The sequence below is a fragment of the Streptococcus oralis genome, assembly GCF_021497885.1.
Taxonomy (GTDB): domain Bacteria; phylum Bacillota; class Bacilli; order Lactobacillales; family Streptococcaceae; genus Streptococcus; species Streptococcus oralis_BQ.
The window spans coordinates 1,696,569-1,717,169 of sequence record NZ_CP046523.1 but is presented as its reverse complement, the minus strand read 5'-3'; the positions used below and the strand labels follow the sequence as shown (position 1 = coordinate 1,717,169).

The window sequence follows — 20,601 nt, the reverse complement described above, 5'->3', positions numbered from 1 at the left end:
GAGGAATATTATGAAACAAAGTAAAATGCTAATCCCAACGCTTCGCGAAATGCCAAGTGATGCTCAAGTTATCAGCCATGCCCTTATGTTGCGTGCTGGTTATGTTCGTCAAGTTTCTGCCGGTGTTTACTCTTACCTACCACTTGCTAACCGTGTGATTGAAAAGGCTAAGAACATCATGCGCCAAGAGTTTGATAAGATTGGTGCAGTGGAGATGTTGGCTCCTGCCCTTCTCAGTGCTGATCTTTGGCGTGAATCAGGTCGTTATGAAACCTATGGTGAAGACCTTTATAAACTGAAAAATCGTGAAAAGTCAGACTTTATCCTAGGTCCAACACACGAAGAAACTTTTACAGCTATTGTTCGTGACTCTGTCAAGTCTTACAAGCAATTGCCACTCAACCTTTACCAAATCCAGCCCAAGTACCGTGATGAAAAACGTCCACGTAACGGACTTCTCCGTACACGTGAGTTCATCATGAAAGATGCTTACAGTTTCCACGCTAACTATGATAGTTTGGACAGTGTTTATGATGAGTACAAGGCGGCCTACGAACGCATCTTCACTCGCAGTGGTTTGGATTTCAAGGCTATCATCGGTGACGGTGGTGCCATGGGTGGTAAGGATAGCCAAGAATTTATGGCGATTACACCAGCCCGTACAGACCTCGACCGCTGGGTTGTCTTGGACAAGTCAGTTGCCTCATTTGATGAAATTCCTGCAGAAGTGCAAGAAGAAATCAAGGCAGAATTGCTCAAATGGATGGTTTCTGGTGAAGACACTATTGCCTACTCAAGTGAGTCTAGCTATGCGGCTAACTTAGAAATGGCAACAAACGAGTACAAACCAAGCAACCGTGTCGTTACTGAAGAAGAAGTAACTCGCGTGGAAACACCAGGTGTTAAATCCATTGACGAAGTCGCAGCCTTCCTAAATGTCCCAGAAGAACAAACAATCAAAACCCTCTTCTACATGGCAGATGGTGAGCTTGTTGCAGCCCTTCTAGTTGGAAATGACCAACTCAATGAAGTCAAGTTAAAGAACCACTTGGGTGCAGATTTCTTTGATGTTGCGAGCGAGGAAGAAGTAGCAAACGTTATTCCAGCTGGCTTTGGTTCGCTTGGTCCAGTTGGTTTGCCAGAAAATGTGAAAATCATTGCAGACCGTAAGGTGCAAGATGTTCGCAATGCTGTTGTAGGGGCTAACGAAGATGGCTACCACTTGACGGGTGTGAACCCAGGTCGTGATTTCACTGCAGAATACGTGGATATCCGCGAAGTTCGTGAGGGTGAAATTTCACCAGACGGACAAGGGGTTCTTAACTTCGCGCGTGGTATCGAGATCGGCCATATTTTCAAACTCGGAACTCGCTACTCAGCAAGCATGGGTGCAGATGTTTTGGATGAAAATGGCCGTGCTGTGCCAATCATCATGGGATGTTACGGTATCGGTGTTAGCCGTCTCCTTTCAGCCGTTATGGAGCAACACGCTCGGCTCTTTGTTAACAAAACGCCAAAAGGTGAATACCGTTACGCTTGGGGAGTTAACTTTCCTAAAGAATTGGCACCATTTGATGTGCACTTGATTACTGTCAATGTCAAGGACGAAGAAGCGCAAGCCTTGACAGAAAAACTGGAATCCAACTTGATGGAAGCTGGTTACGAAGTCTTGACAGATGACCGTAACGAACGTGTCGGTGTTAAATTCAGCGATAGCGACTTGATTGGGTTGCCAATCCGTATCACTGTTGGGAAGAAAGCAGCCGATGGCATCGTAGAAGTCAAAATCAAGGCGACTGGTGACACCATCGAAGTTCATGCAGACAACTTGCTCGAAACCCTTGAAATCCTAAGCAAGAAATAAAAACTATAATCAGAAGAAAAACAAGGCAAAAATGTAACTAGTTTTTACCTTGTTTTTTCTATATAATGGAAGTGAATAAAGACATAATCAAGTTAAGAGGTATAACAATGCTAAAATTTCCAAAGGATTTTGTTTGGGGTTCCTCCACTTCTGGACCACAGACAGAAGGACGAGTGCCAGGTGACGGCAAGGGAGATAATCTCTGGGATTATTGGTATCAAGTAGAGTCAAACCGCTACTACAATGGGATTGGACCTGATAAAACATCGACCTTCTATGAAAACTGGGAAAAGGATATTGAGCTTTTGGTAGAGACTGGGCATACAGCCTTTCGTACTTCTATCCAGTGGTCTCGTATTTTCCCGCAAGGCCGTGGAGAGGTTAATCCGCAAGGGGTGACTTTCTACCGTCAGGTCTTTGAAGCCATCAAGTCTAAGGGAATTCGTCTCTTAGTCAATCTCTATCACTTCGACCTGCCATTTGCCCTCCAAGAAGACGGCGATGGTTGGGAAAATAAGGCGACTGTCTCAGCCTATGAAGACTATGCTCGTTTTTGTTTTGAGACTTACGGTGACTTGGTGGACCAATGGATTACCTTTAACGAGCCCATTGTCCCCGTAGAGTTTGGCTATTTCTATGATGCCCACTATCCTCATAAGGTAGATGCCAAAGCAGCGGTTAAGGTTGCCTATCATACGCAACTGGCTAGCAGTCTTGCGGTTAAGGCCTGTCATGAGATTTTGCCGGAGTCTAAGATTGGGATTGTTCTTAACTTGACACCAGCTTACCCACGTAGCCAGCATCCTGCAGATGTCAAGGCCGCTCGCATTGCCGATCTCTTTCAAGCTCAATCTTTCCTAGATCCGTCTGTCTTGGGGACTTATCCAGAGGAATTGGTGGAAATTTTGTCTGAGCATGATTTGCTACCAGAGTACACTGTTGAAGAGTTAGAAGTCATTCGGGAGCATACAGTGGACTTTCTTGGAGTCAACTACTACCAACCTCTGCGTGTTATGGCGCCACGTTTTGCCAAGTATCCAGATAGCCCGCTCTTGCCAGAGCATTTCTATGAGCCATATGTCATGCCAGGCCGTAAGATCAATCCCCACCGTGGTTGGGAAATCTACGAGCAAGGGATTTATGATATTGCTCAAAATATCAAGGAAAATTATGGTAATATTGAGTGGATGTTGACAGAGAATGGCATGGGTGTTGAAGGTGAAGACAAGTTCCGTGAGAATGGCATGATTCAAGACGACTATCGTATTGACTTTGTCAAAGGCCATTTGCGTGAACTCCACCGTGCCATTGAAGACGGAGCCAACTGTAAGGGTTACTTGATTTGGACCTTTATCGATTGCTGGTCATGGCTCAATAGCTATAAAAACCGCTATGGTCTAGTTGAACTTGACTTGGAAACGCAGGAACGCCACCTGAAGAAATCAGGCCACTGGTTCAAAGAGCTCAGCGACAATAATGGATTTTAAAAATCATAACCACCCGTCAAACGGGTGGTTTGTACCAGGGCTATAAGCCCAAATCACCAGCCAGCGCCTAAAGACGCTGGCTTTCACGTTGTTCAAGCCTCATTGCTCTTGACTCGTCACTTGCCTCTCGAAGAGGCTTGGGTATTACTTACCACTATCCCTAAAGGGATCCTCATATTCTTTTACACTCAATTTATCTAGTACTATATCATGCTTTACTCGTTCTCGAATTTTCATACTCGTGAAGAAATCATCCACTGGATAATTTCTTTAATCTTGAATATATTTCTTAATTGTGGCTTCATTGAGCCCTACTGTACTCACATAATAACCTTCTGCCCAGAAATGCCGATTCCCAAACTTATACTTGAGATTAGCGTGTTTGTCAAACATCATGAGTGCACTTTTACCTTTTAAATATCCCATGAAACTTGAAATACTTATCCTCGGTGGAATACTTACTAACATCTGTACATGATCAGGCATCAAGTGACCTTCGATAATTCAACGCCTTTATAACTGCACAAACGATGAAATATTTCGCCTAAACTACTTCGATATTGATTATAGATCACTTTTCGTCTATACTTAGGGGTAAACACAATGTGATATTTACACATCCACTTTGTGTGTGATAAACTATGTGCCTTTTGTGCCATATTTTTCTCCTTTCGCTTTACAATTGGCTTGAACACCTTTATTGTATCGCGTTTGGAGTTTTTTGGGTATAACCTTCGATGCGCACCCGCATAGCGGGTGGTTTATTTGTCTCGCACCTGACGGAGCGAGACGGACTGAAAGTCACATATTAAAAAGTGAGATGATTTTCATCTCACTTTTTAATATGTGACTACGAGTCAGTATAGTTTTATCTATTACAAGTATGATAAAATCTTTCCATCTAAGTCGCAAGGGAGATGGTACTGGCTATATATTTTCTTTAATTATGGTAAAATAGTAAGAGAATAATGTGAGGAAATTGAATGTCAAGTAAGTTTGAAATTTTAATGAATCAACTAGGAATCTCTGATCAGCTGCGACAGGATCCTGCTCTTGTTGATGCAAGTATTGAGCGTGTTGTGGTTCATAAAATTAGTAAGATTTGGGAATTTCACTTTGTATTTTCTAATATTTTACCGATTGAAATCTTTTTAGAGTTAAAGAAAGGGCTTAGTGAAGAATTTTCTAAGACAGGGAATCGAGCTGTTTTCGAAATCAAGGCGCTCTCTCAGGAATTTTCTAATGAACTCTTGCAGGCCTACTATAAGGAGGCTTTTTCTGAAGGTCCGTGTGCTAGCCAAGGATTTAAGTCTCTTTATCAGAATCTGCAAGTTCGTGCGGAGGGAAATCAACTCTTTATTGAAGGTTCAGAGGCGATTGATAAGGAACACTTTAAGAAGAATCATCTTCCTAATCTAGCAAAGCAACTTGAAAAGTTTGGTTTCCCAGCCTTTGTATGCCAAATAGAAAAGAATGATGCCCTTACACAAGAGCAGGAGGAAGCCTTCTATACGGAGAATGAACAAATTGTACAGGCTGCCAATGAAGAGGCTTTGCGTGCTATGGAACAACTGGAACAAATGGCTCCTCCTCCAGTAGAAGAGAAACCAGCCTTCGATTTTCAGGCTAAAAAAGCTGCGGCTAAGCCAAAACTAGATAAGGCAGAAGTTACCCAGATGATCGACGTGACGACTGAGGAAAATCGTCTGGTCTTTGAAGGGGTCGTTTTTGATGTGGAACATAAAGTGACCAGAACTGGTCGCGTTTTGATCAATTTTAAAATGACGGACTACACTTCAAGTTTTTCAATGCAAAAATGGGTTAAGAATGAAGAAGAGGCTCAAAAATTTGATTTAATCAAGAAGAATTCTTGGCTCAGAGTGCGTGGGAATGTGGAGATGAATAACTTTACACGCGATTTGACCATGAACGTGCAGGATGTGCAGGAAGTTGTTCACTATGAGCGGAAGGATTTGATGCCAGAAGGTGAGCGTCGGGTTGAGTTTCATGCTCATACTAATATGTCGACCATGGATGCTCTACCAGAGGTCGAAGAAATCGTCGCGACAGCTGCAAAATGGGGTCACAAGGCGGTTGCCATTACGGACCATGGCAATGTTCAGTCCTTTCCACATGGCTATAAGGCTGCCAAGAAAGCGGGAATCCAGCTGATCTATGGAATGGAAGCCAATATCGTGGAGGATCGTGTTCCTATCGTCTATAACGAAGTGGAGATGGATCTATCTGAAGCAACCTACGTGGTCTTTGACGTGGAAACGACGGGGCTTTCAGCTATCTATAATGACTTGATTCAGGTTGCGGCCTCTAAGATGTACAAGGGGAATGTCATTGCTGAATTTGATGAATTTATCAATCCTGGACATCCCTTGTCAGCTTTTACTACTGAGTTGACTGGAATTACGGATGATCATGTCAAAAATGCCAAACCACTGGAACAAGTTTTGCAAGAATTCCAAGAATTCTGTAAGGATACCGTCCTAGTTGCCCACAATGCAACCTTTGATGTTGGCTTTATGAATGCCAACTATGAGCGCCATGGTCTGCCTAAGATTAGCCAGCCAGTTATCGATACGCTGGAGTTTGCTAGGAACCTCTATCCTGAGTATAAACGTCATGGTTTGGGACCTTTGACCAAGCGTTTTGGTGTGGCTCTAGAACACCACCACATGGCCAATTACGATGCAGAAGCTACGGGTCGTCTGCTTTTTATCTTTATCAAAGAGGTGGCAGAAAAACATAGTGTGACTGACTTGGCTAGACTAAACATTGATTTGATTAGTCCTGATTCTTATAAAAAAGCTCGGATCAAGCATGCGACCATTTATGTCAAGAATCAAGTTGGTTTAAAAAATATTTTTAAGCTGGTTTCTTTGTCCAATACTAAGTACTTTGAAGGAGTACCACGGATACCGAGAACGGTTCTAGATGCCCATCGGGAGGGCTTGATTTTAGGATCAGCCTGTTCAGAAGGTGAAGTTTTTGATACAGTTGTTTCCCAAGGTGTGGATGCAGCGGTTGAGGTGGCCAAGTATTATGACTTTATCGAGGTCATGCCACCAGCTATCTATGCTCCCTTGATTGCTAAGGAGCAGGTCAAGGATATGGATGAACTCCAGACCATTATCAAGAGTTTGATAGAGGTCGGGGACCGTCTTGGCAAGCCTGTTCTGGCTACGGGAAATGTCCATTATATCGAACCGGAAGAAGAGATTTACCGTGAAATTATCGTCCGTAGTTTGGGACAGGGGGCTATGATTAACCGAACTATTGGTCACGGTGAACATGCCCAACCAGCTCCGCTACCTAAAGCTCATTTTCGAACGACTAATGAGATGTTGGATGAATTTGCCTTCTTGGGCGAAGATCTAGCACGCAAATTGGTTATTGAAAATACCAATGCCTTGGCAGATATCTTTGAGTCTGTTGAGGTCGTTAAGGGTGACTTGTATACACCTTTCATCGACAAGGCTGAAGAAACGGTCGCTGAGCTGACCTATAAGAAAGCTTTTGAGATTTATGGAAATCCTCTGCCAGATATCGTTGATTTGCGGATTGAAAAGGAATTAACATCCATTCTGGGGAATGGATTTGCCGTGATTTATCTGGCATCTCAGATGTTGGTACAACGTTCCAATGAACGGGGCTACTTGGTGGGTTCTCGTGGATCTGTTGGGTCTAGTTTCGTTGCGACCATGATTGGGATTACGGAGGTTAACCCTCTCTCTCCTCATTATGTTTGTGGTCAGTGTCAGTACAGCGAGTTTATCACGGATGGTTCTTACGGTTCTGGTTTTGATATGCCTAATAAGGATTGTCCAAACTGTGGTCATAAACTTAGCAAAAATGGACAGGATATTCCGTTTGAGACCTTCCTTGGTTTTGATGGGGACAAGGTTCCCGATATTGACTTGAACTTCTCGGGAGAAGACCAGCCTAGCGCTCACTTGGATGTGCGTGATATCTTTGGTGAAGAATATGCCTTCCGTGCAGGAACGGTTGGTACAGTTGCTGCTAAGACTGCCTATGGATTTGTAAAGGGCTACGAGAGAGACTACGGGAAGTTTTATCGTGATGCAGAGGTGGAACGTCTTGCCCAAGGTGCTGCCGGTGTCAAGCGGACTACAGGACAACACCCGGGAGGAATCGTAGTTATTCCTAACTACATGGATGTCTACGACTTTACGCCTGTCCAGTATCCAGCAGATGATGTGACGGCTGAATGGCAGACGACTCACTTTAACTTCCACGATATCGATGAGAACGTCCTCAAACTCGATGTGCTGGGGCATGATGATCCGACCATGATTCGAAAATTGCAGGACTTGTCTGGGATTGACCCTAATGAAATTCCTATGGATGATGAAGGCGTGATGGCCCTCTTTTCTGGGACGGATGTACTTGGGGTGACGCCGGAGCAAATCGGTACGCCGACGGGTATGCTGGGAATTCCAGAGTTTGGAACAAACTTTGTACGTGGGATGGTAGACGAGACGCATCCGACGACTTTTGCGGAGTTGCTTCAGCTGTCTGGTCTGTCCCACGGTACCGATGTGTGGTTGGGAAATGCACAGGATCTGATCAAGCAAGGAATTGCGGATCTATCAACCGTTATCGGTTGTCGGGACGACATCATGGTTTACCTCATGCATGCTGGTCTCGAGCCTAAGATGGCCTTTACCATCATGGAACGGGTACGTAAGGGCCTATGGTTGAAGATTTCCGAAGAGGAGCGAAATGGCTACATTGAGGCTATGAAGGCAAATAAAGTGCCAGAGTGGTATATTGAATCCTGTGGGAAAATCAAGTATATGTTCCCTAAAGCCCACGCGGCAGCCTACGTTATGATGGCCTTGCGTGTGGCCTACTTCAAGGTTCATCACCCGATTTATTACTACTGTGCTTACTTCTCTATCCGCGCCAAGGCCTTTGATATCAAGACCATGGGAGCGGGCTTGGATGCCATCAAGCGCAGAATGGCAGAAATCGCTGAAAAACGCAAGAACAATGAAGCCTCTAATGTGGAGATTGACCTCTATACAACTCTTGAGATTGTCAATGAAATGTGGGAACGTGGTTTCAAGTTTGGCAAACTCGATCTCTATCGTAGTCAGGCGACAGAGTTCCTCATTGATGGGGATACCCTCATTCCACCATTTGTAGCAATGGATGGTCTGGGAGAGAACGTTGCTAAGCAGTTGGTGCGTGCGCGTGAAGAGGGTGAGTTCCTCTCTAAGACAGAATTACGCAAGCGCGGTGGACTCTCATCAACCTTGGTTGAAAAGATGGATGAAATGGGCATTCTCGGCAATATGCCAGAGGATAACCAGTTGAGTTTGTTTGATGAGTTGTTTTAAGAATTAGAACGGAGAACATCTTTATGAAACTTAGAATCTTTGCGGAAGATAAGCCAGCTGAAAAGGTTTTTGACTATCAGCTAGAGCTGGCAGATGAAACAATTATTCTATCGACAGCACTCTTGTCTGGTGCCATTGCTTTAGCAGGATTATTTTCTGCTTTGAAAGAAAAATAGAAAAGGAAGAATAGAATGGTTTTACCAAATTTTAAAGAAAATCTAGAAAAATATGCAAAATTGTTGGTTGCGAATGGAATTAACGTGCAACCTGGTCACACTTTGGCTCTCTCTATCGATGTGGAGCAACGTGAGTTGGCACATTTGATCGTGAAAGAAGCTTATGCCTTGGGTGCGCATGAGGTTATCGTTCAGTGGACAGATGATGTCATTAACCGTGAGAAATTCCTCCATGCGCCGATGGAGCGTCTGGACGATGTGCCAGAATACAAGATTGCTGAGATGAACTATCTTTTGGAGAACAAAGCTAGCCGTCTTGGGGTTCGTTCTTCTGATCCGGGTGCCTTGAACGGAGTGGACGCTGACAAGCTTTCAGCTTCTGCCAAAGCTATGGGGCTTGCCATGAAGCCAATGCGTATCGCAACGCAATCCAACAAGGTTAGTTGGACTGTAGCAGCCGCTGCTGGACTGGAGTGGGCTAAAAAAGTCTTTCCAAATGCTGCGAGTGACGAAGAAGCAGTCGATCTCCTTTGGGACCAAATCTTCAAAACTTGCCGTGTCTACGAAGAAGATCCTGTTAAGGCTTGGGAAGAGCATGCTGCTATCCTCAAGAGCAAGGCAGAAATGCTTAATAAAGAGCAATTTTCAGCCCTTCACTATACAGCTCCTGGAACAGACTTGACACTTGGTTTGCCTAAGAATCACGTTTGGGAATCAGCTGGTGCTATCAATGCACAGGGCGAAGGATTTTTGCCAAATATGCCGACAGAGGAAGTCTTTACTGCGCCTGACTTCCGTCGTGCAGATGGCTATGTCACCTCTACAAAACCACTTAGCTATAACGGCAATATCATTGAAGGTATTAAGGTAACCTTTAAGGATGGTCAAATCGTAGACATTACTGCTGAAAAGGGTGATCAGGTCATGAAGGACCTTGTCTTTGAAAATGCGGGCGCGCGTGCCTTGGGTGAATGTGCCTTGGTGCCAGATCCAAGCCCAATTTCACAGTCAGGCATTACCTTCTTCAACACCCTTTTCGATGAGAATGCTTCAAACCACTTGGCTATCGGTGCAGCCTATGCGACCAGCGTTGTTGGTGGAGCAGAGATGAGCGAAGAAGAGCTTGAAGCTGCAGGACTGAACCGTTCAGATGTTCACGTGGACTTTATGATTGGTTCTAGTCAAATGGATATCGATGGTATCCGTGAGGATGGAACACGCGTACCTCTCTTCCGCAAAGGAGACTGGGCTATTTAAGGAGTTACAATGCTTGGAAGTATGTTTGTTGGTCTCCTAGTGGGGCTCTTAGCAGGTGCTTTGACCAATCGCGGAGAAAGCATGGGATGCTTTGGGAAGATGTTTCTCGGTTGGATTGGTGCCTTTCTGGGTCACCTGCTCTTTGGGACTTGGGGACCAATTCTAGCGGGAACAGCTGTTATTCCTGCTGTTTTAGGTGCCATGATTGTCTTAGCTATTTTCTGGAGACGGGGAAGTTAAGTTCCTAAAACTAAATCTGAAAAGAAAAGGAGGTTGGTCATTGAGCCAGCCTCCTTTTGAGTATGATATAATAGTTCTATGAGATTAGATAAATTTTTAGTTGCCTGCGCTGTAGGGAGTCGGACTGAGGTCAAAAACTTGCTCAAGGCTGGGCGCGTGATGGTAAATGGTAAAAAAGAAAAATCAGCTAAATTGCAGATTAATGAAGAAAGAGATGAGATTCGCTTTGATGGCCAAGTGCTGGAGTACGAGGAGTTTGTCTACTACATGATGAACAAGCCCCAAGGAGTCATTTCAGCGACTGAAGATTCCAAGCATAGAACAGTTTTAGACTTGTTAGATGACTATGCTCGCGCCAAGGAAGTCTTTCCAGTGGGGCGCTTGGATATCGATACGCATGGTCTTCTGCTCTTGACCAATGACGGCAAACTAGCTCATGCTCTTCTTTCACCTAAACGTCATGTGGAAAAGACCTATTTGGCGCAAGTCGAGGGTATTATGACCCAAGAAGATGTGGAGACATTTGCCAAGGGCATTCCGCTCAAGGATTTTACCTGCCAGAAAGCTAAGCTGGAGATTGTGTCGGTAGATCCAGAAAAGAATCAAAGTCTGGTTCGCGTGACCATTGCAGAAGGGAAGTTTCATCAGGTCAAACGAATGGTGGCCTACTGTGGCAAGGAAGTAATAGACTTACAACGTTTGACGATGGGAACTCTAGTCTTGGATGAGAACTTAGAACAAGGAGAATGGCGTCGCTTGACCAAGGAGGAGTTAGAGAATCTCCTTGCTAGTATTGCTTAATTTGAATTATGTTAGAAAAGGTGAGGGAGAATGTCCTTGTCTTTTTAAGTTTTTCGGTTGCTTCCTTTGTGAAAAGAGTTATAATAGACAGTAGAATAAAAGGAGGAATCTATGAACGCGATTCAAGAATCATTTACAGATAAATTATTTGCCAACTATGAAGCAAATGTCAAATACCAAGCGATCGAAAATGCTGCCAGCCACAACGGAATTTTTGCAGCCCTTGAGCGTCGTCAAAGCCATGTAGACAATACACCTGTTTTCTCATTGGATTTGACCAAGGACAAGGTAACTAATCAGAAAGCGTCTGGTCGTTGTTGGATGTTTGCAGCTCTCAACACCTTCCGCCACAAACTCATCTCTCAATACAAACTGGAAAACTTTGAATTGTCACAAGCCCACACTTTCTTCTGGGACAAGTATGAGAAATCAAATTGGTTCTTGGAGCAAGTGATTGCGACTGCAGACCAAGACTTGACGAGCCGTAAGGTTAGCTTCCTACTCCAAACTCCACAACAAGACGGCGGTCAATGGGATATGGTGGTTGCTCTCTTTGAGAAATACGGTGTCGTTCCTAAGTCTGTCTATCCTGAGTCTGTTTCATCTAGCAATAGTCGTGAGCTCAATGCTATCCTTAACAAATTGCTCCGCCAAGATGCTCAAATCTTGCGTGACTTGCTTGCTTCTGGTGCAGACCAATCAACTGTTCAAACTAAGAAAGAAGACCTCTTGCAAGAAATCTTTAACTTCCTTGCTATGTCACTGGGTCTTCCACCGCGTAAATTTGACTTTGCTTATCGCGATAAGGATGATAACTACCAAAGTGAAAAAGGAATCACACCACAGGAATTTTACAAGAAATATGTCAATCTTCCTCTAGAAGACTACGTTTCTGTTATCAATGCTCCAACTGCTGACAAGCCTTACGGCAAATCTTACACAGTTGAGATGTTGGGGAATGTGGTTGGTAGCCGTGCAGTTCGCTACATCAACGTTCCTATGGAGCGCTTGAAAGAATTGGCGATTGCTCAAATGCAGACAGGAGAAACTGTTTGGTTTGGTTCAGATGTCGGCCAGCTCAGCAACCGCAAAGCTGGAATCCTTGCGACAGATGTTTATGACTTTGAATCAAGCATGGATATTCAACTCACTCAAGACAAAGCTGGACGTTTGGACTATAGCGAGAGCTTGATGACCCACGCCATGGTCTTGACAGGTGTTGATTTGGATGAAAATGGCAAGTCAACCAAGTGGAAGGTTGAAAACTCATGGGGAGATAAGGTCGGTACAGATGGTTACTTTGTTGCCTCAGACGCTTGGATGGACGAATACACTTACCAAATCGTTGTCCGTAAGGAATTGCTGACAGCAGAAGAGCAAGCTGCCTATGAAGCAGAACCAATCGTGTTAGCACCATGGGATCCAATGGGAGCCTTGGCAGAATAAAGCATAAAGAAAAGAGGTTAGGGGAATCCTAGCCTCTTTTTAAGTTCTTCTTGAAGTGGCGATAAATGATGCTTGCTAAGTGAGTTCTTCTTATTTTGAGTCTTTAAGTGACAGAGAAAAAGATATGTGTTACTATAGTAGTACAAAAGGATATCGGAGTAGAAATGAAGTATTTAAGTAGTCAAGACATCAAGGATCGCCAACGAAATATTAGCGACATTAAACCTTACAAAACAACCAAGGAAATCGTCATTTCAAATATCTTTACCTTCTTTAATGCCATGAATTTGGCTCTGGCGGTTCTGGTAGCCACAACCTTGCGATTTGAAAATATGCTCTTTTTAGGTGTGATTGCTATCAATACAGTCATCGGGATTTTCCAAGAAGTGCGTTCAAAAAATGCCTTAGAAAAGCTAAGTTTGCTTGGTAAAAGTAAGTACAAAGTCAATCGAGATGGTCAAACAATCGAGATTGATCCAGAGGACATCGTTCTGGGTGAGTACCTGCATCTCAATCTGGGTGACCAAGTGCCTGTAGATGCAGAAGTCCTTGAAGGGAATATTGAAGTTGATGAGTCTTTGCTGACGGGTGAGAGTGATTCGATCTTTAAAACGGTTGGTGACCAGCTGATGAGCGGAAGCAATGTCGTTAGCGGATCCTGCTTGGTCACGGCAACGGCTGTGGGGCAGGATAGTTATATCAACAAACTCGCAAAATCCAGCAAGGAATTCAAAAAATATCCTTCTCAACTGCGCGATTACATGGATAAGATTTTAAAAATCGTCTCTATCTTGCTGGTTCCAGTTGCGATTCTGCTTTATGTCAGAGGTTTTAGTCTAGGACGGTCTTATGTTGAGATTATCTTGGGAAGTTCTGGTGCCTTGGTCGGTATGATTCCAGAGGGCTTGATTCTCTTAGTTAGTGTGTCTCTAGCAGTAGCGGCTATGAAGCTGGCCAAAAAGAAGGTTCTGGTGCAGGAGCTATACTGTGTAGAGACCTTGGCGCGAGTAGATGTTCTTTGTTTTGATAAGACAGGAACTATCACGACGGGGAATATGAAGGTCCAAGAAATGGATGCTAATGTAGCAGAGAAACTATCTTCTTATCTGGCTTATTTCGAGGATGAAAATGCAACTTCCCGAGCTCTGAAGACTTACTTAACCTGTGAGAAAAAGTGGGAAGTTCAAGAAGTCGGTGCCTTTTCAAGCAAAAACAAGTATTCCTTTGTCCAAGTAAAAGATGGTGGGACCTATTTCTTCGGAGCCTATGAGTTTTTAGGCTTTACCCAGCCGATGGATGCCTACTATGAAGATCTAAAACAGCAAGGTTTTCGAATTTTGTCCCTTGCTCATAGCAAGGACCAGATTACGAGTCCAGCCAATATGGAACTCCTAGGCCATGTTGTTTTGTCAGATGAGATTAAGGACAATACCAAGGAAACCTTTGACTATTTCGAATCTCAAGGTGTTGAAGTGAAGATTATCAGTGGTGACAATCATGTTGCTGTATATGGGGTGGCTCGTAAAGCAGGTTTTAAGGAGGAAGCGCGTGCGATTGATATGACTAAGGTGAGCGATGATGACTTTGAAAGAGTGGTCTTGGAACATGATATCTTCGGTCGGGTGACACCTGAGCAGAAAGAAAAGATGGTGACCGTTTTGCAAAATGCTGATAAAACAGTTGCCATGAGCGGTGATGGAGTTAATGATGTTCTAGCTCTCAAAAAAGCAGATATTAGTTTCGCCATGAATGGTGCTACCAGCGCAGCCAAAAGTGTATCCAACATCGTCTTTCTCACAGATGATTTTGCAGTGTTTTACGATATTTTAATGGAAGGGCGCCGTGTCATCAATAATATCCAAAAGGTAGCCTCTCTCTTTCTAACAAAGACCTTCTTCTCCATCGTGTTTGCCATTTTGAGTGTGATCTTTGGTTTGGAATTTGCCTTTATCCCCATTCAGTTTACAATCATTTCAGCCATTACGATTGGGATTCCATCCTTCTTCCTAACTTTTGAGTCCAATAAAGAAAAGGTTAGCACACATTTTATGCGAGATATTTTGACCAATGCTGCGATTGGTGGTGGCATTCTGGTTGCTAGCGTTCTTCTGACGAACTTCTTTATCACTGTCCCAGGTCAGGTCAAATTTATTTGCTTCCTCCTTGCTTTGATCAATGGTCTGTGTCTAGTAGCCAAGGTCAGTCTGCCATTTAATCGATACAAACTAGCCTTGCTCACACTTTTGAGCCTTGCAGCCCTTGTTGGCGTACTTGCCAATACCTTTATCCTGCAAGGAGCGTTTGTGCCTTTAGAAACCACCCAAGTCGTCTATGTAGCCATCCTAGCAGTGGTGATTGGGGGCTTGCATTATCTTACTAGGAGAAAAAGTTGATACACAAAAAGAATCAGGTTTAGTCCTGATTCTTTTTTATCTATATTCTCGATGGCTTGGATTACATGATACCGAAGAAACGAGCTGCAATACCTACTGCAAAGAGAGCAAGGATGATCGCGATTGGTGATACTTTTTTCTTAAGCAACCACATGCAAAGGAAAGTAAGGAGAAGTCCCATCAATCCTGGAATCAATGAGTTCAACTGACCTTGAAGGGTTTGTGGTTGAATCTTATCTAAGCTCAATCCACCAAGTGCTTGACCAAGGATACCTTTCAATTCAGCACCTGATACAGGACCTTCTGGGAAGTTGATGTAAGCACCTTCTGCTAATTGTTTACCTGGAAGGTTCACAGTAAAGTTGATAGACACCCAACGTTGTACAAGAACGGCAAGGATGAACATACCAAGGATAGATGCTCCTTTGGTGATGTCTTTCAAGATACCACCAGACATGTCTTTAGTGATTTCAGATCCAGCTTTGTAACCGAACTCTTGTGTATACCATAGGAAGGCCATACGGATAGCATTCCATCCAAAGAAGAAGAGAAGTGGGCCAACAATGTTACCAGATGCAGCAAGTGATGCACCAAGGGCTCCAAGGATAGGACGAACTGTAAACCAGAATACTGGGTCACCGATACCAGCAAGAGGTCCCATCATACCGATCTTAACCCCTTGGATAGCAGCATCATCGATTTCAACACCGTTAGCGCGCTCTTCTTCAAGTGCAAGAGTAACCCCCATGATTGGAGCAGCTACGTATGGGTGAGTGTTGAAGAACTCAAGGTGACGCTCAAGAGCAGCCGCTTGGTCTTCTTTTTTAGTGTACAATTTTTTGATAGCTGGGATCAATGAGTAAGCCCAACCCAAGTTTTGCATACGTTCGTAGTTCCAAGAACCTTGAAGGAATTGTGAACGCCACCAAACTTTTTGACGATCTGATTTTGATAATTGAATTTTTTCAGCCATGATTGTTCCCCTTTCTAGTAGTCTTCTAGGATATCACCGATTGGGTCGTTAGAAGTCGCAGCTCCGCCGCCACCGTTTCCACCTTGTTTTGTAAGGTTAAGGTAGATGAAGGCAAGGGCAACACCGATGACACCAAGGGCAATCAAAGTCAATTGAGAGATTGCTGCAAGAGCAAAACCGATAGCGAAGAATGGCCATACTTCACGAGTCGCCATCATGTTGATAACCATAGCGTAACCAACGGCAACAACCATAGCACCACCAACAGCCATACCACCATTCAACCATTCTGGCATTAGACCAAGAGCGTCTTTAACAGCAGAAGCTGGGATAGCGATAAGGAAGGCTGCAGGGATAGCGATACGAAGACCTTGAAGAACAAGGGCAAAGTAGTGAGCGCGTTCAACAGCTGCAATGTTTCCTTCTTTTGCAGCTGCGTCAGCAGAGTGAACCAAGGCAACTGAGATTGTACGAACAATCATTGTCAAGAAAAGTCCAGCTACGGCAAGAGGGATAGCTGTTGCAGTTGCAACGGCGATACCTTCAGTAGTAAAGTTACCACCTTTAATCAAGATGATCGCTGCGGCAACAGATGCAAGAGCAGCGTCAGGAGCTACAGCAGCTCCGATGTTTGCCCAACCAAGGGCGATCATTTGAAGAGATCCACCAAGCATAACACCTGCTTCGAGGTTACCAGTTGCAAGTCCGATAAGGGTACATGCGACGATTGGTTGATGGAATTGGAATTGGTCGAGGATACCTTCAAGACCTGCAAGGAAGGCAACAACTACAACCAAGATAGCAGAAATGATTGAAATATCTGACATGGTTTTATTCCTTTTCTATTTAGCTTTAATAAAGTATTTAATCCTGTTTTCAAAATGATAGAAACAGATTAAAATTATTGAACGTTTGCTTTGTTAATCAAGTCAAACAAATCTTTTTTCGTGTCGTTTGGTACTTTACGTACATCAAATTCAACACCGAGGTCACGCATTTTTTCAAATGTTGCAACATCGTCTTTGTCCATAGACAAAACGTTGTTAATCATTGTTTTACCTGTTGAGTGTGCCATAGAACCAACGTTAAGGGTTTTGATTGGCACGCCACCTTCGATTGCACGAAGTGCATCTTGTGGAGTTTCAAACAAGATAAGGGCATGAGTGTCACCGAAACGTGGGTCTTTTGCAACGTCGATCAATTTTTGAATTGGAACAACGTTTGCTTTTACTCCGTTAGGAGCTGCTTGTTTGATCAATTCTTTACGCAAATCGTCGTTTGCAACGTTATCTGAAGCAACGATGATACGGTCTGCTTTTGAATCTGGTGTCCAAGCAGTTGCGACTTGTCCATGAAGAAGACGTGTGTCAAGACGAGCAAGATTGATTTTCAATTTACCGTCTCCGATAACAGTTCCTTCTGGAATAGCAGCTTGGGCAACTGGAGCAGCCGCAGCACTAGCCCCTTCCTCAACTGGGTTAAGCTCTTCTGGAAGAGCTTTGATGCCATCTTTGGCTTCTTTAATGATATTCGCAGCGACTTTATCCACACCTGCAGTAGCGTCCATAAGGCGCTCAGTGTAGGCTTGGATCAACATCGGCAAGTTCAGTCCTGTGATGATGGCAAACTTACGTTCTGGATTTTCTCCCATCACGCGGCTAGCTTGGTTGAATGGAGATCCACTCCAAAGGTCAGCCAATACTAGAACCTCATCTTCTGCGTCAAATGCAGCCACAGCGTTGTTGAATTTAGCGTAAAGGTCATCTGGACCTTCATTTGGCATAAAGGTTACAACTTGAACCTTTTCTTGTTCACCAAAGATCATAGATCCTGATTGATGAATACCCGCAGCAAATTCGCCGTGGCTCGCAATAATGATTCCGATACTCATTATTGTCATTCCTCCTTATAAAATGTTTGACTGTATGTTTAAGAAAACTTTAAGCCTAACTTTAAGTATAAACCGTTTTCATATAAAAATCAACCATTTCTTATAAATATGTATTGCTTTTCAATGAAAACTCGCTTACAAAATGTTAATATATAAAACTTTTTGTAGAAATGTTTAAAAAGATAAGGAAGTAATTTAATATAAAAAAATGAAAACAGGTCGATTAATTGAAAAATTGTGAAAATCAAAAAAGCTAGCACAAGCTAACTTTTTGAGTGTCATAGGAACAAATCTTGTAGGGTATGGGCAACACCATCTTCATCATTTGTCAGAGAGAGTTGCTCATCTGCATATGGTAGCAAATCGGGATTGGCATTCTTCATAGCATATCCCTTGCCTGCAAATGCCAACATTTCGGTGTCATTGTGCTCATCACCGAAGGCAATCAAATCTTGTCTGTCACGGTTCATAACATTGAGCAAGTATTCTAAAGCAAAGGCTTTGTTGACCCCTTTTGGTGTACATTCGAGAATGTTGAGGGGCCCTCCCCAGGTATTGATTGCTAGTTGGTGTTGGTAAAAACGATTCATCTCATCTGCTAGCGCGTATTTATCATCGACTCTTGTTTGCAAGAGGATACAGTTAGGGTCCTTGGTCACCAATTCAGATTTGAATTGATTTTCTGGTTGGAAATTTTCTACACCAAATAGTTTGGGATTGGCAATTTCTTCATTAGGAGCCGTGATATAAAATTTCTTGCGGTATTCTCCTGCAATAAAGTCGGCTTGGATATCCTCTTTGCGTTTGACCATGTCTAAGAGGTATTTTTTGTCCAAGGTCAAGCACTTTTCGTGTTCCCAAGTCTGTCCTGGTAGATGGGTAAGAGAACCGTTGAAGTTGATCATAGGTGTGTGCAACTCTAGTTCCTGATAAAATTCTTTTGCCATACGGTAAGGGCGCCCAGTAGTGATGATGACATGGTGGCCTTTTTCAGCAATTCGTTTAATTGTGTTTCGAGTAAAATCTGAAATCTTACTCTCTGAGTTGAGCAGGGTTCCGTCCAAATCGACTGCGATAATTTTTTTAGTCATATAAACCTTCCTAGTACATTCCAGATAAGATGTCTACTATTATATCAAAAAGAAAGAAGAAAAACAGACTCAAAACAAAAATAGAAATTTCATTTTGTTAAATAAATCAAACAAACATATTGAAAAGGTGAATGATAAATGATATAATACTCTCATTGTTCGTAAAAAACAAAAGGAGATTAAACATGGACAAACTATTTAAACTAAAAGAGCACGGGACAGATGTCCGTACAGAGGTGCTTGCTGGTTTAACAACATTCTTTGCAATGAGTTATATTCTCTTTGTAAACCCTCAAATGCTTTCACAAACAGGGATGCCTGTTCAAGGTGTGTTCTTGGCAACGATTATCGGTTCTGTAGTCGGTACTTTGATGATGGCTTTCTATGCTAATTTGCCCTACGCACAAGCACCAGGTATGGGGCTCAATGCCTTCTTTACATTTACAGTTGTGTTTGGGATGGGCTATACTTGGAAAGAAGCTCTTGGTATGGTCTTCATTTGTGGAATTATTTCACTGATTATCACTTTGACAAATGTTCGTAAAATGATCATCGAATCCATTCCTACAACACTTCGTTCAGCTATTTCGGCTGGTATTGGTGTTTTCCTTGCCTATGTTGGGATTAAGAATGCTGGTCTCTTGAAATTCTCAATCGATCCAGGTACTTATACTGTAGCAGGTGAGGGAGCAGACAAGGCTCAAGCTGCACTTACTGCAAACTCAGCAGCTGTTCCAGGATTGGTAGACTTCAATACTCCAGCAGTATTGGTGGCTCTTGCTGGTCTTGCCATTACGATCTTCTTTGTTGTTAAAGGCATCAAAGGTGGAATTATTCTTTCTATTTTAACAACGACTGTGCTTGCCATTGCTGTTGGTGTTGTGAATTTGTCAGGGATTGACTTCGCTAGCAACAATCTTTCATCAGCGGTTAATGATCTAGGAACTTTGTTTGGTGCTGCTCTTGGTTCAGAAGGTTTAGGATCTTTGATTTCAAACACTTCACGTTTACCAGAAACCTTGATGGCTATTCTTGCCTTCTCACTAACGGATATTTTTGACACAATTGGTACTCTTATCGGTACTGGTGAAAAAGTTGGTATCGTTGCGACAAGCGGTGAAAACCATGAATCTGCTAAATTGGACAAGGCTCTTTACTCTGACTTGGTAGCAACTTCAGTAGGTGCCATCGCAGGTACTTCAAACGTTACGACCTATGTTGAGTCTGCGGCGGGTATCGGTGCCGGTGGACGTACTGGTTTGACAGCCCTAGTAGTTGCAATCTGTTTTGCTCTATCTAGCTTCTTTAGCCCACTTCTAGCGATTGTTCCGACAGCTGCAACAGCGCCGATTTTGATCATCGTCGGAATCATGATGCTTTCTAACTTGAAAAATATTCCTTGGGATGATATGTCTGAGGCTGTTCCTGCCTTCTTTACATCTATCTTTATGGGCTTCAGCTACTCAATCACTCAAGGGATTGCAGTTGGTTTCTTGACTTACACCTTGACAAAAGTTGTCAAAGGTCAAGCCAAGGATGTGCACGTGATGATTTGGATTTTGGATGCCTTGTTTATCCTTAACTATATCAGTATGGCACTATAAATG

The 20,601-nt window shown here is 43.3% G+C and carries 14 protein-coding genes and 1 pseudogene; 10 read left to right on the top strand and 5 right to left on the bottom strand.

Annotated elements, in window-relative coordinates:
• Nucleotides 1–10 precede the first annotated feature (10 nt).
• Both GOM48_RS08610 and GOM48_RS08605 read left to right on the top strand, forming a co-directional pair.
• The gene (locus GOM48_RS08610) at nt 11–1,864 is read left to right on the top strand and encodes a proline--tRNA ligase (protein WP_235097146.1); all 1,854 of its coding nucleotides are present in this window, start codon (nt 11–13) and stop codon (nt 1,862–1,864) included.
• Nucleotides 1,865–1,971: 107 nt separating this feature from the next.
• On the top strand, nt 1,972–3,351 hold the full coding sequence (locus tag GOM48_RS08605; protein ID WP_235097145.1) for a glycoside hydrolase family 1 protein: 1,380 nt from the start codon (nt 1,972–1,974) through the stop codon (nt 3,349–3,351).
• Between the two features lie 144 nt (nt 3,352–3,495).
• On the opposite strand, the pseudogene tnpA reads toward GOM48_RS08605, so the two are convergent.
• Nucleotides 3,496–4,010, bottom strand: a pseudogene (gene tnpA / locus GOM48_RS08600) (IS200/IS605 family transposase).
• Between the two features lie 324 nt (nt 4,011–4,334).
• Between tnpA and GOM48_RS08595 the strand changes: the two are divergent.
• The 7 genes from GOM48_RS08595 (at nt 4,335) to GOM48_RS08565 (ending at nt 15,039) form a co-directional block, all read left to right on the top strand.
• Nucleotides 4,335–8,726 (top strand): PolC-type DNA polymerase III, encoded by a 4,392-nt coding sequence (locus GOM48_RS08595; protein WP_235097144.1) that lies wholly within the window; start codon nt 4,335–4,337, stop codon nt 8,724–8,726.
• A gap of 23 nt (nt 8,727–8,749) precedes the next feature.
• Nucleotides 8,750–8,902: a hypothetical protein gene (locus tag GOM48_RS08590; RefSeq protein WP_000776617.1), complete on the top strand. Its 153-nt coding sequence runs from the start codon at nt 8,750–8,752 to the stop codon at nt 8,900–8,902.
• A gap of 15 nt (nt 8,903–8,917) precedes the next feature.
• On the top strand, nt 8,918–10,159 hold the full coding sequence (locus tag GOM48_RS08585; protein WP_235097143.1) for an aminopeptidase: 1,242 nt from the start codon (nt 8,918–8,920) through the stop codon (nt 10,157–10,159).
• A 9-nt stretch (nt 10,160–10,168) separates the two neighbouring features.
• Nucleotides 10,169–10,399: a GlsB/YeaQ/YmgE family stress response membrane protein gene (locus GOM48_RS08580; RefSeq protein WP_084948385.1), complete on the top strand. Its 231-nt coding sequence runs from the start codon at nt 10,169–10,171 to the stop codon at nt 10,397–10,399.
• Between the two features lie 78 nt (nt 10,400–10,477).
• Nucleotides 10,478–11,200 (top strand): pseudouridine synthase, encoded by a 723-nt coding sequence (locus tag GOM48_RS08575; RefSeq protein ID WP_235097142.1) that lies wholly within the window; start codon nt 10,478–10,480, stop codon nt 11,198–11,200.
• Between the two features lie 111 nt (nt 11,201–11,311).
• On the top strand, nt 11,312–12,646 hold the full coding sequence (gene pepC / locus GOM48_RS08570) for a C1 family peptidase (protein ID WP_235097141.1): 1,335 nt from the start codon (nt 11,312–11,314) through the stop codon (nt 12,644–12,646).
• Nucleotides 12,647–12,810: 164 nt separating this feature from the next.
• The gene (locus GOM48_RS08565; protein ID WP_235097140.1) at nt 12,811–15,039 is read left to right on the top strand and encodes an HAD-IC family P-type ATPase; all 2,229 of its coding nucleotides are present in this window, start codon (nt 12,811–12,813) and stop codon (nt 15,037–15,039) included.
• Nucleotides 15,040–15,100: 61 nt separating this feature from the next.
• On the opposite strand, the gene GOM48_RS08560 is transcribed toward GOM48_RS08565, so the two are convergent.
• From GOM48_RS08560 to GOM48_RS08545, 4 genes are all read right to left on the bottom strand, one after another.
• Nucleotides 15,101–16,012 carry a PTS system mannose/fructose/sorbose family transporter subunit IID gene (locus tag GOM48_RS08560; RefSeq protein WP_084948393.1) on the bottom strand — a complete coding sequence of 304 codons (912 nt, stop codon included), beginning with the start codon at nt 16,010–16,012 and terminating at the stop codon, nt 15,101–15,103.
• A gap of 14 nt (nt 16,013–16,026) precedes the next feature.
• Entirely contained in the window at nt 16,027–16,839 is an 813-nt protein-coding gene (locus GOM48_RS08555; protein WP_084948395.1) for a PTS mannose/fructose/sorbose transporter subunit IIC, read from the bottom strand.
• 74 nt (nt 16,840–16,913) lie between these two features.
• Complete coding sequence (locus GOM48_RS08550; protein ID WP_235097139.1) at nt 16,914–17,903, bottom strand: PTS sugar transporter subunit IIB; 990 nt, start codon at nt 17,901–17,903, stop codon at nt 16,914–16,916.
• A 278-nt stretch (nt 17,904–18,181) separates the two neighbouring features.
• Entirely contained in the window at nt 18,182–18,994 is an 813-nt protein-coding gene (locus GOM48_RS08545; protein WP_000162368.1) for a Cof-type HAD-IIB family hydrolase, read from the bottom strand.
• A gap of 185 nt (nt 18,995–19,179) precedes the next feature.
• On the opposite strand from GOM48_RS08545, the gene GOM48_RS08540 reads away from it, so the two are divergent.
• Nucleotides 19,180–20,598, top strand: coding sequence for an NCS2 family permease (locus tag GOM48_RS08540; protein ID WP_235097138.1), 1,419 nt, complete (start codon nt 19,180–19,182; stop codon nt 20,596–20,598).
• The last annotated feature ends 3 nt before the right edge of the window (nt 20,599–20,601 follow it).

Bases quoted from the DNA above. Each gene is read 5' to 3' on its own strand.
- GOM48_RS08545 (WP_000162368.1), bottom strand. From the start codon at position 18,994: ATGACTAAAAAAATTATCGCAGTCGATTTGGACGGAACCCTGCTCAAC.
- GOM48_RS08560 (WP_084948393.1), bottom strand. From the start codon at position 16,012: ATGGCTGAAAAAATTCAATTATCAAAATCAGATCGTCAAAAAGTTTGG.
- GOM48_RS08580 (WP_084948385.1), top strand. From the start codon at position 10,169: ATGCTTGGAAGTATGTTTGTTGGTCTCCTAGTGGGGCTCTTAGCAGGT.
- GOM48_RS08605 (WP_235097145.1), top strand. From the start codon at position 1,972: ATGCTAAAATTTCCAAAGGATTTTGTTTGGGGTTCCTCCACTTCTGGA.
- GOM48_RS08555 (WP_084948395.1), bottom strand. From the start codon at position 16,839: ATGTCAGATATTTCAATCATTTCTGCTATCTTGGTTGTAGTTGTTGCC.
- GOM48_RS08590 (WP_000776617.1), top strand. From the start codon at position 8,750: ATGAAACTTAGAATCTTTGCGGAAGATAAGCCAGCTGAAAAGGTTTTT.
- pepC (WP_235097141.1), top strand. From the start codon at position 11,312: ATGAACGCGATTCAAGAATCATTTACAGATAAATTATTTGCCAACTAT.
- GOM48_RS08575 (WP_235097142.1), top strand. From the start codon at position 10,478: ATGAGATTAGATAAATTTTTAGTTGCCTGCGCTGTAGGGAGTCGGACT.
- GOM48_RS08540 (WP_235097138.1), top strand. From the start codon at position 19,180: ATGGACAAACTATTTAAACTAAAAGAGCACGGGACAGATGTCCGTACA.
- GOM48_RS08550 (WP_235097139.1), bottom strand. From the start codon at position 17,903: ATGAGTATCGGAATCATTATTGCGAGCCACGGCGAATTTGCTGCGGGT.
- GOM48_RS08595 (WP_235097144.1), top strand. From the start codon at position 4,335: ATGTCAAGTAAGTTTGAAATTTTAATGAATCAACTAGGAATCTCTGAT.
- GOM48_RS08565 (WP_235097140.1), top strand. From the start codon at position 12,811: ATGAAGTATTTAAGTAGTCAAGACATCAAGGATCGCCAACGAAATATT.
- GOM48_RS08585 (WP_235097143.1), top strand. From the start codon at position 8,918: ATGGTTTTACCAAATTTTAAAGAAAATCTAGAAAAATATGCAAAATTG.
- GOM48_RS08610 (WP_235097146.1), top strand. From the start codon at position 11: ATGAAACAAAGTAAAATGCTAATCCCAACGCTTCGCGAAATGCCAAGT.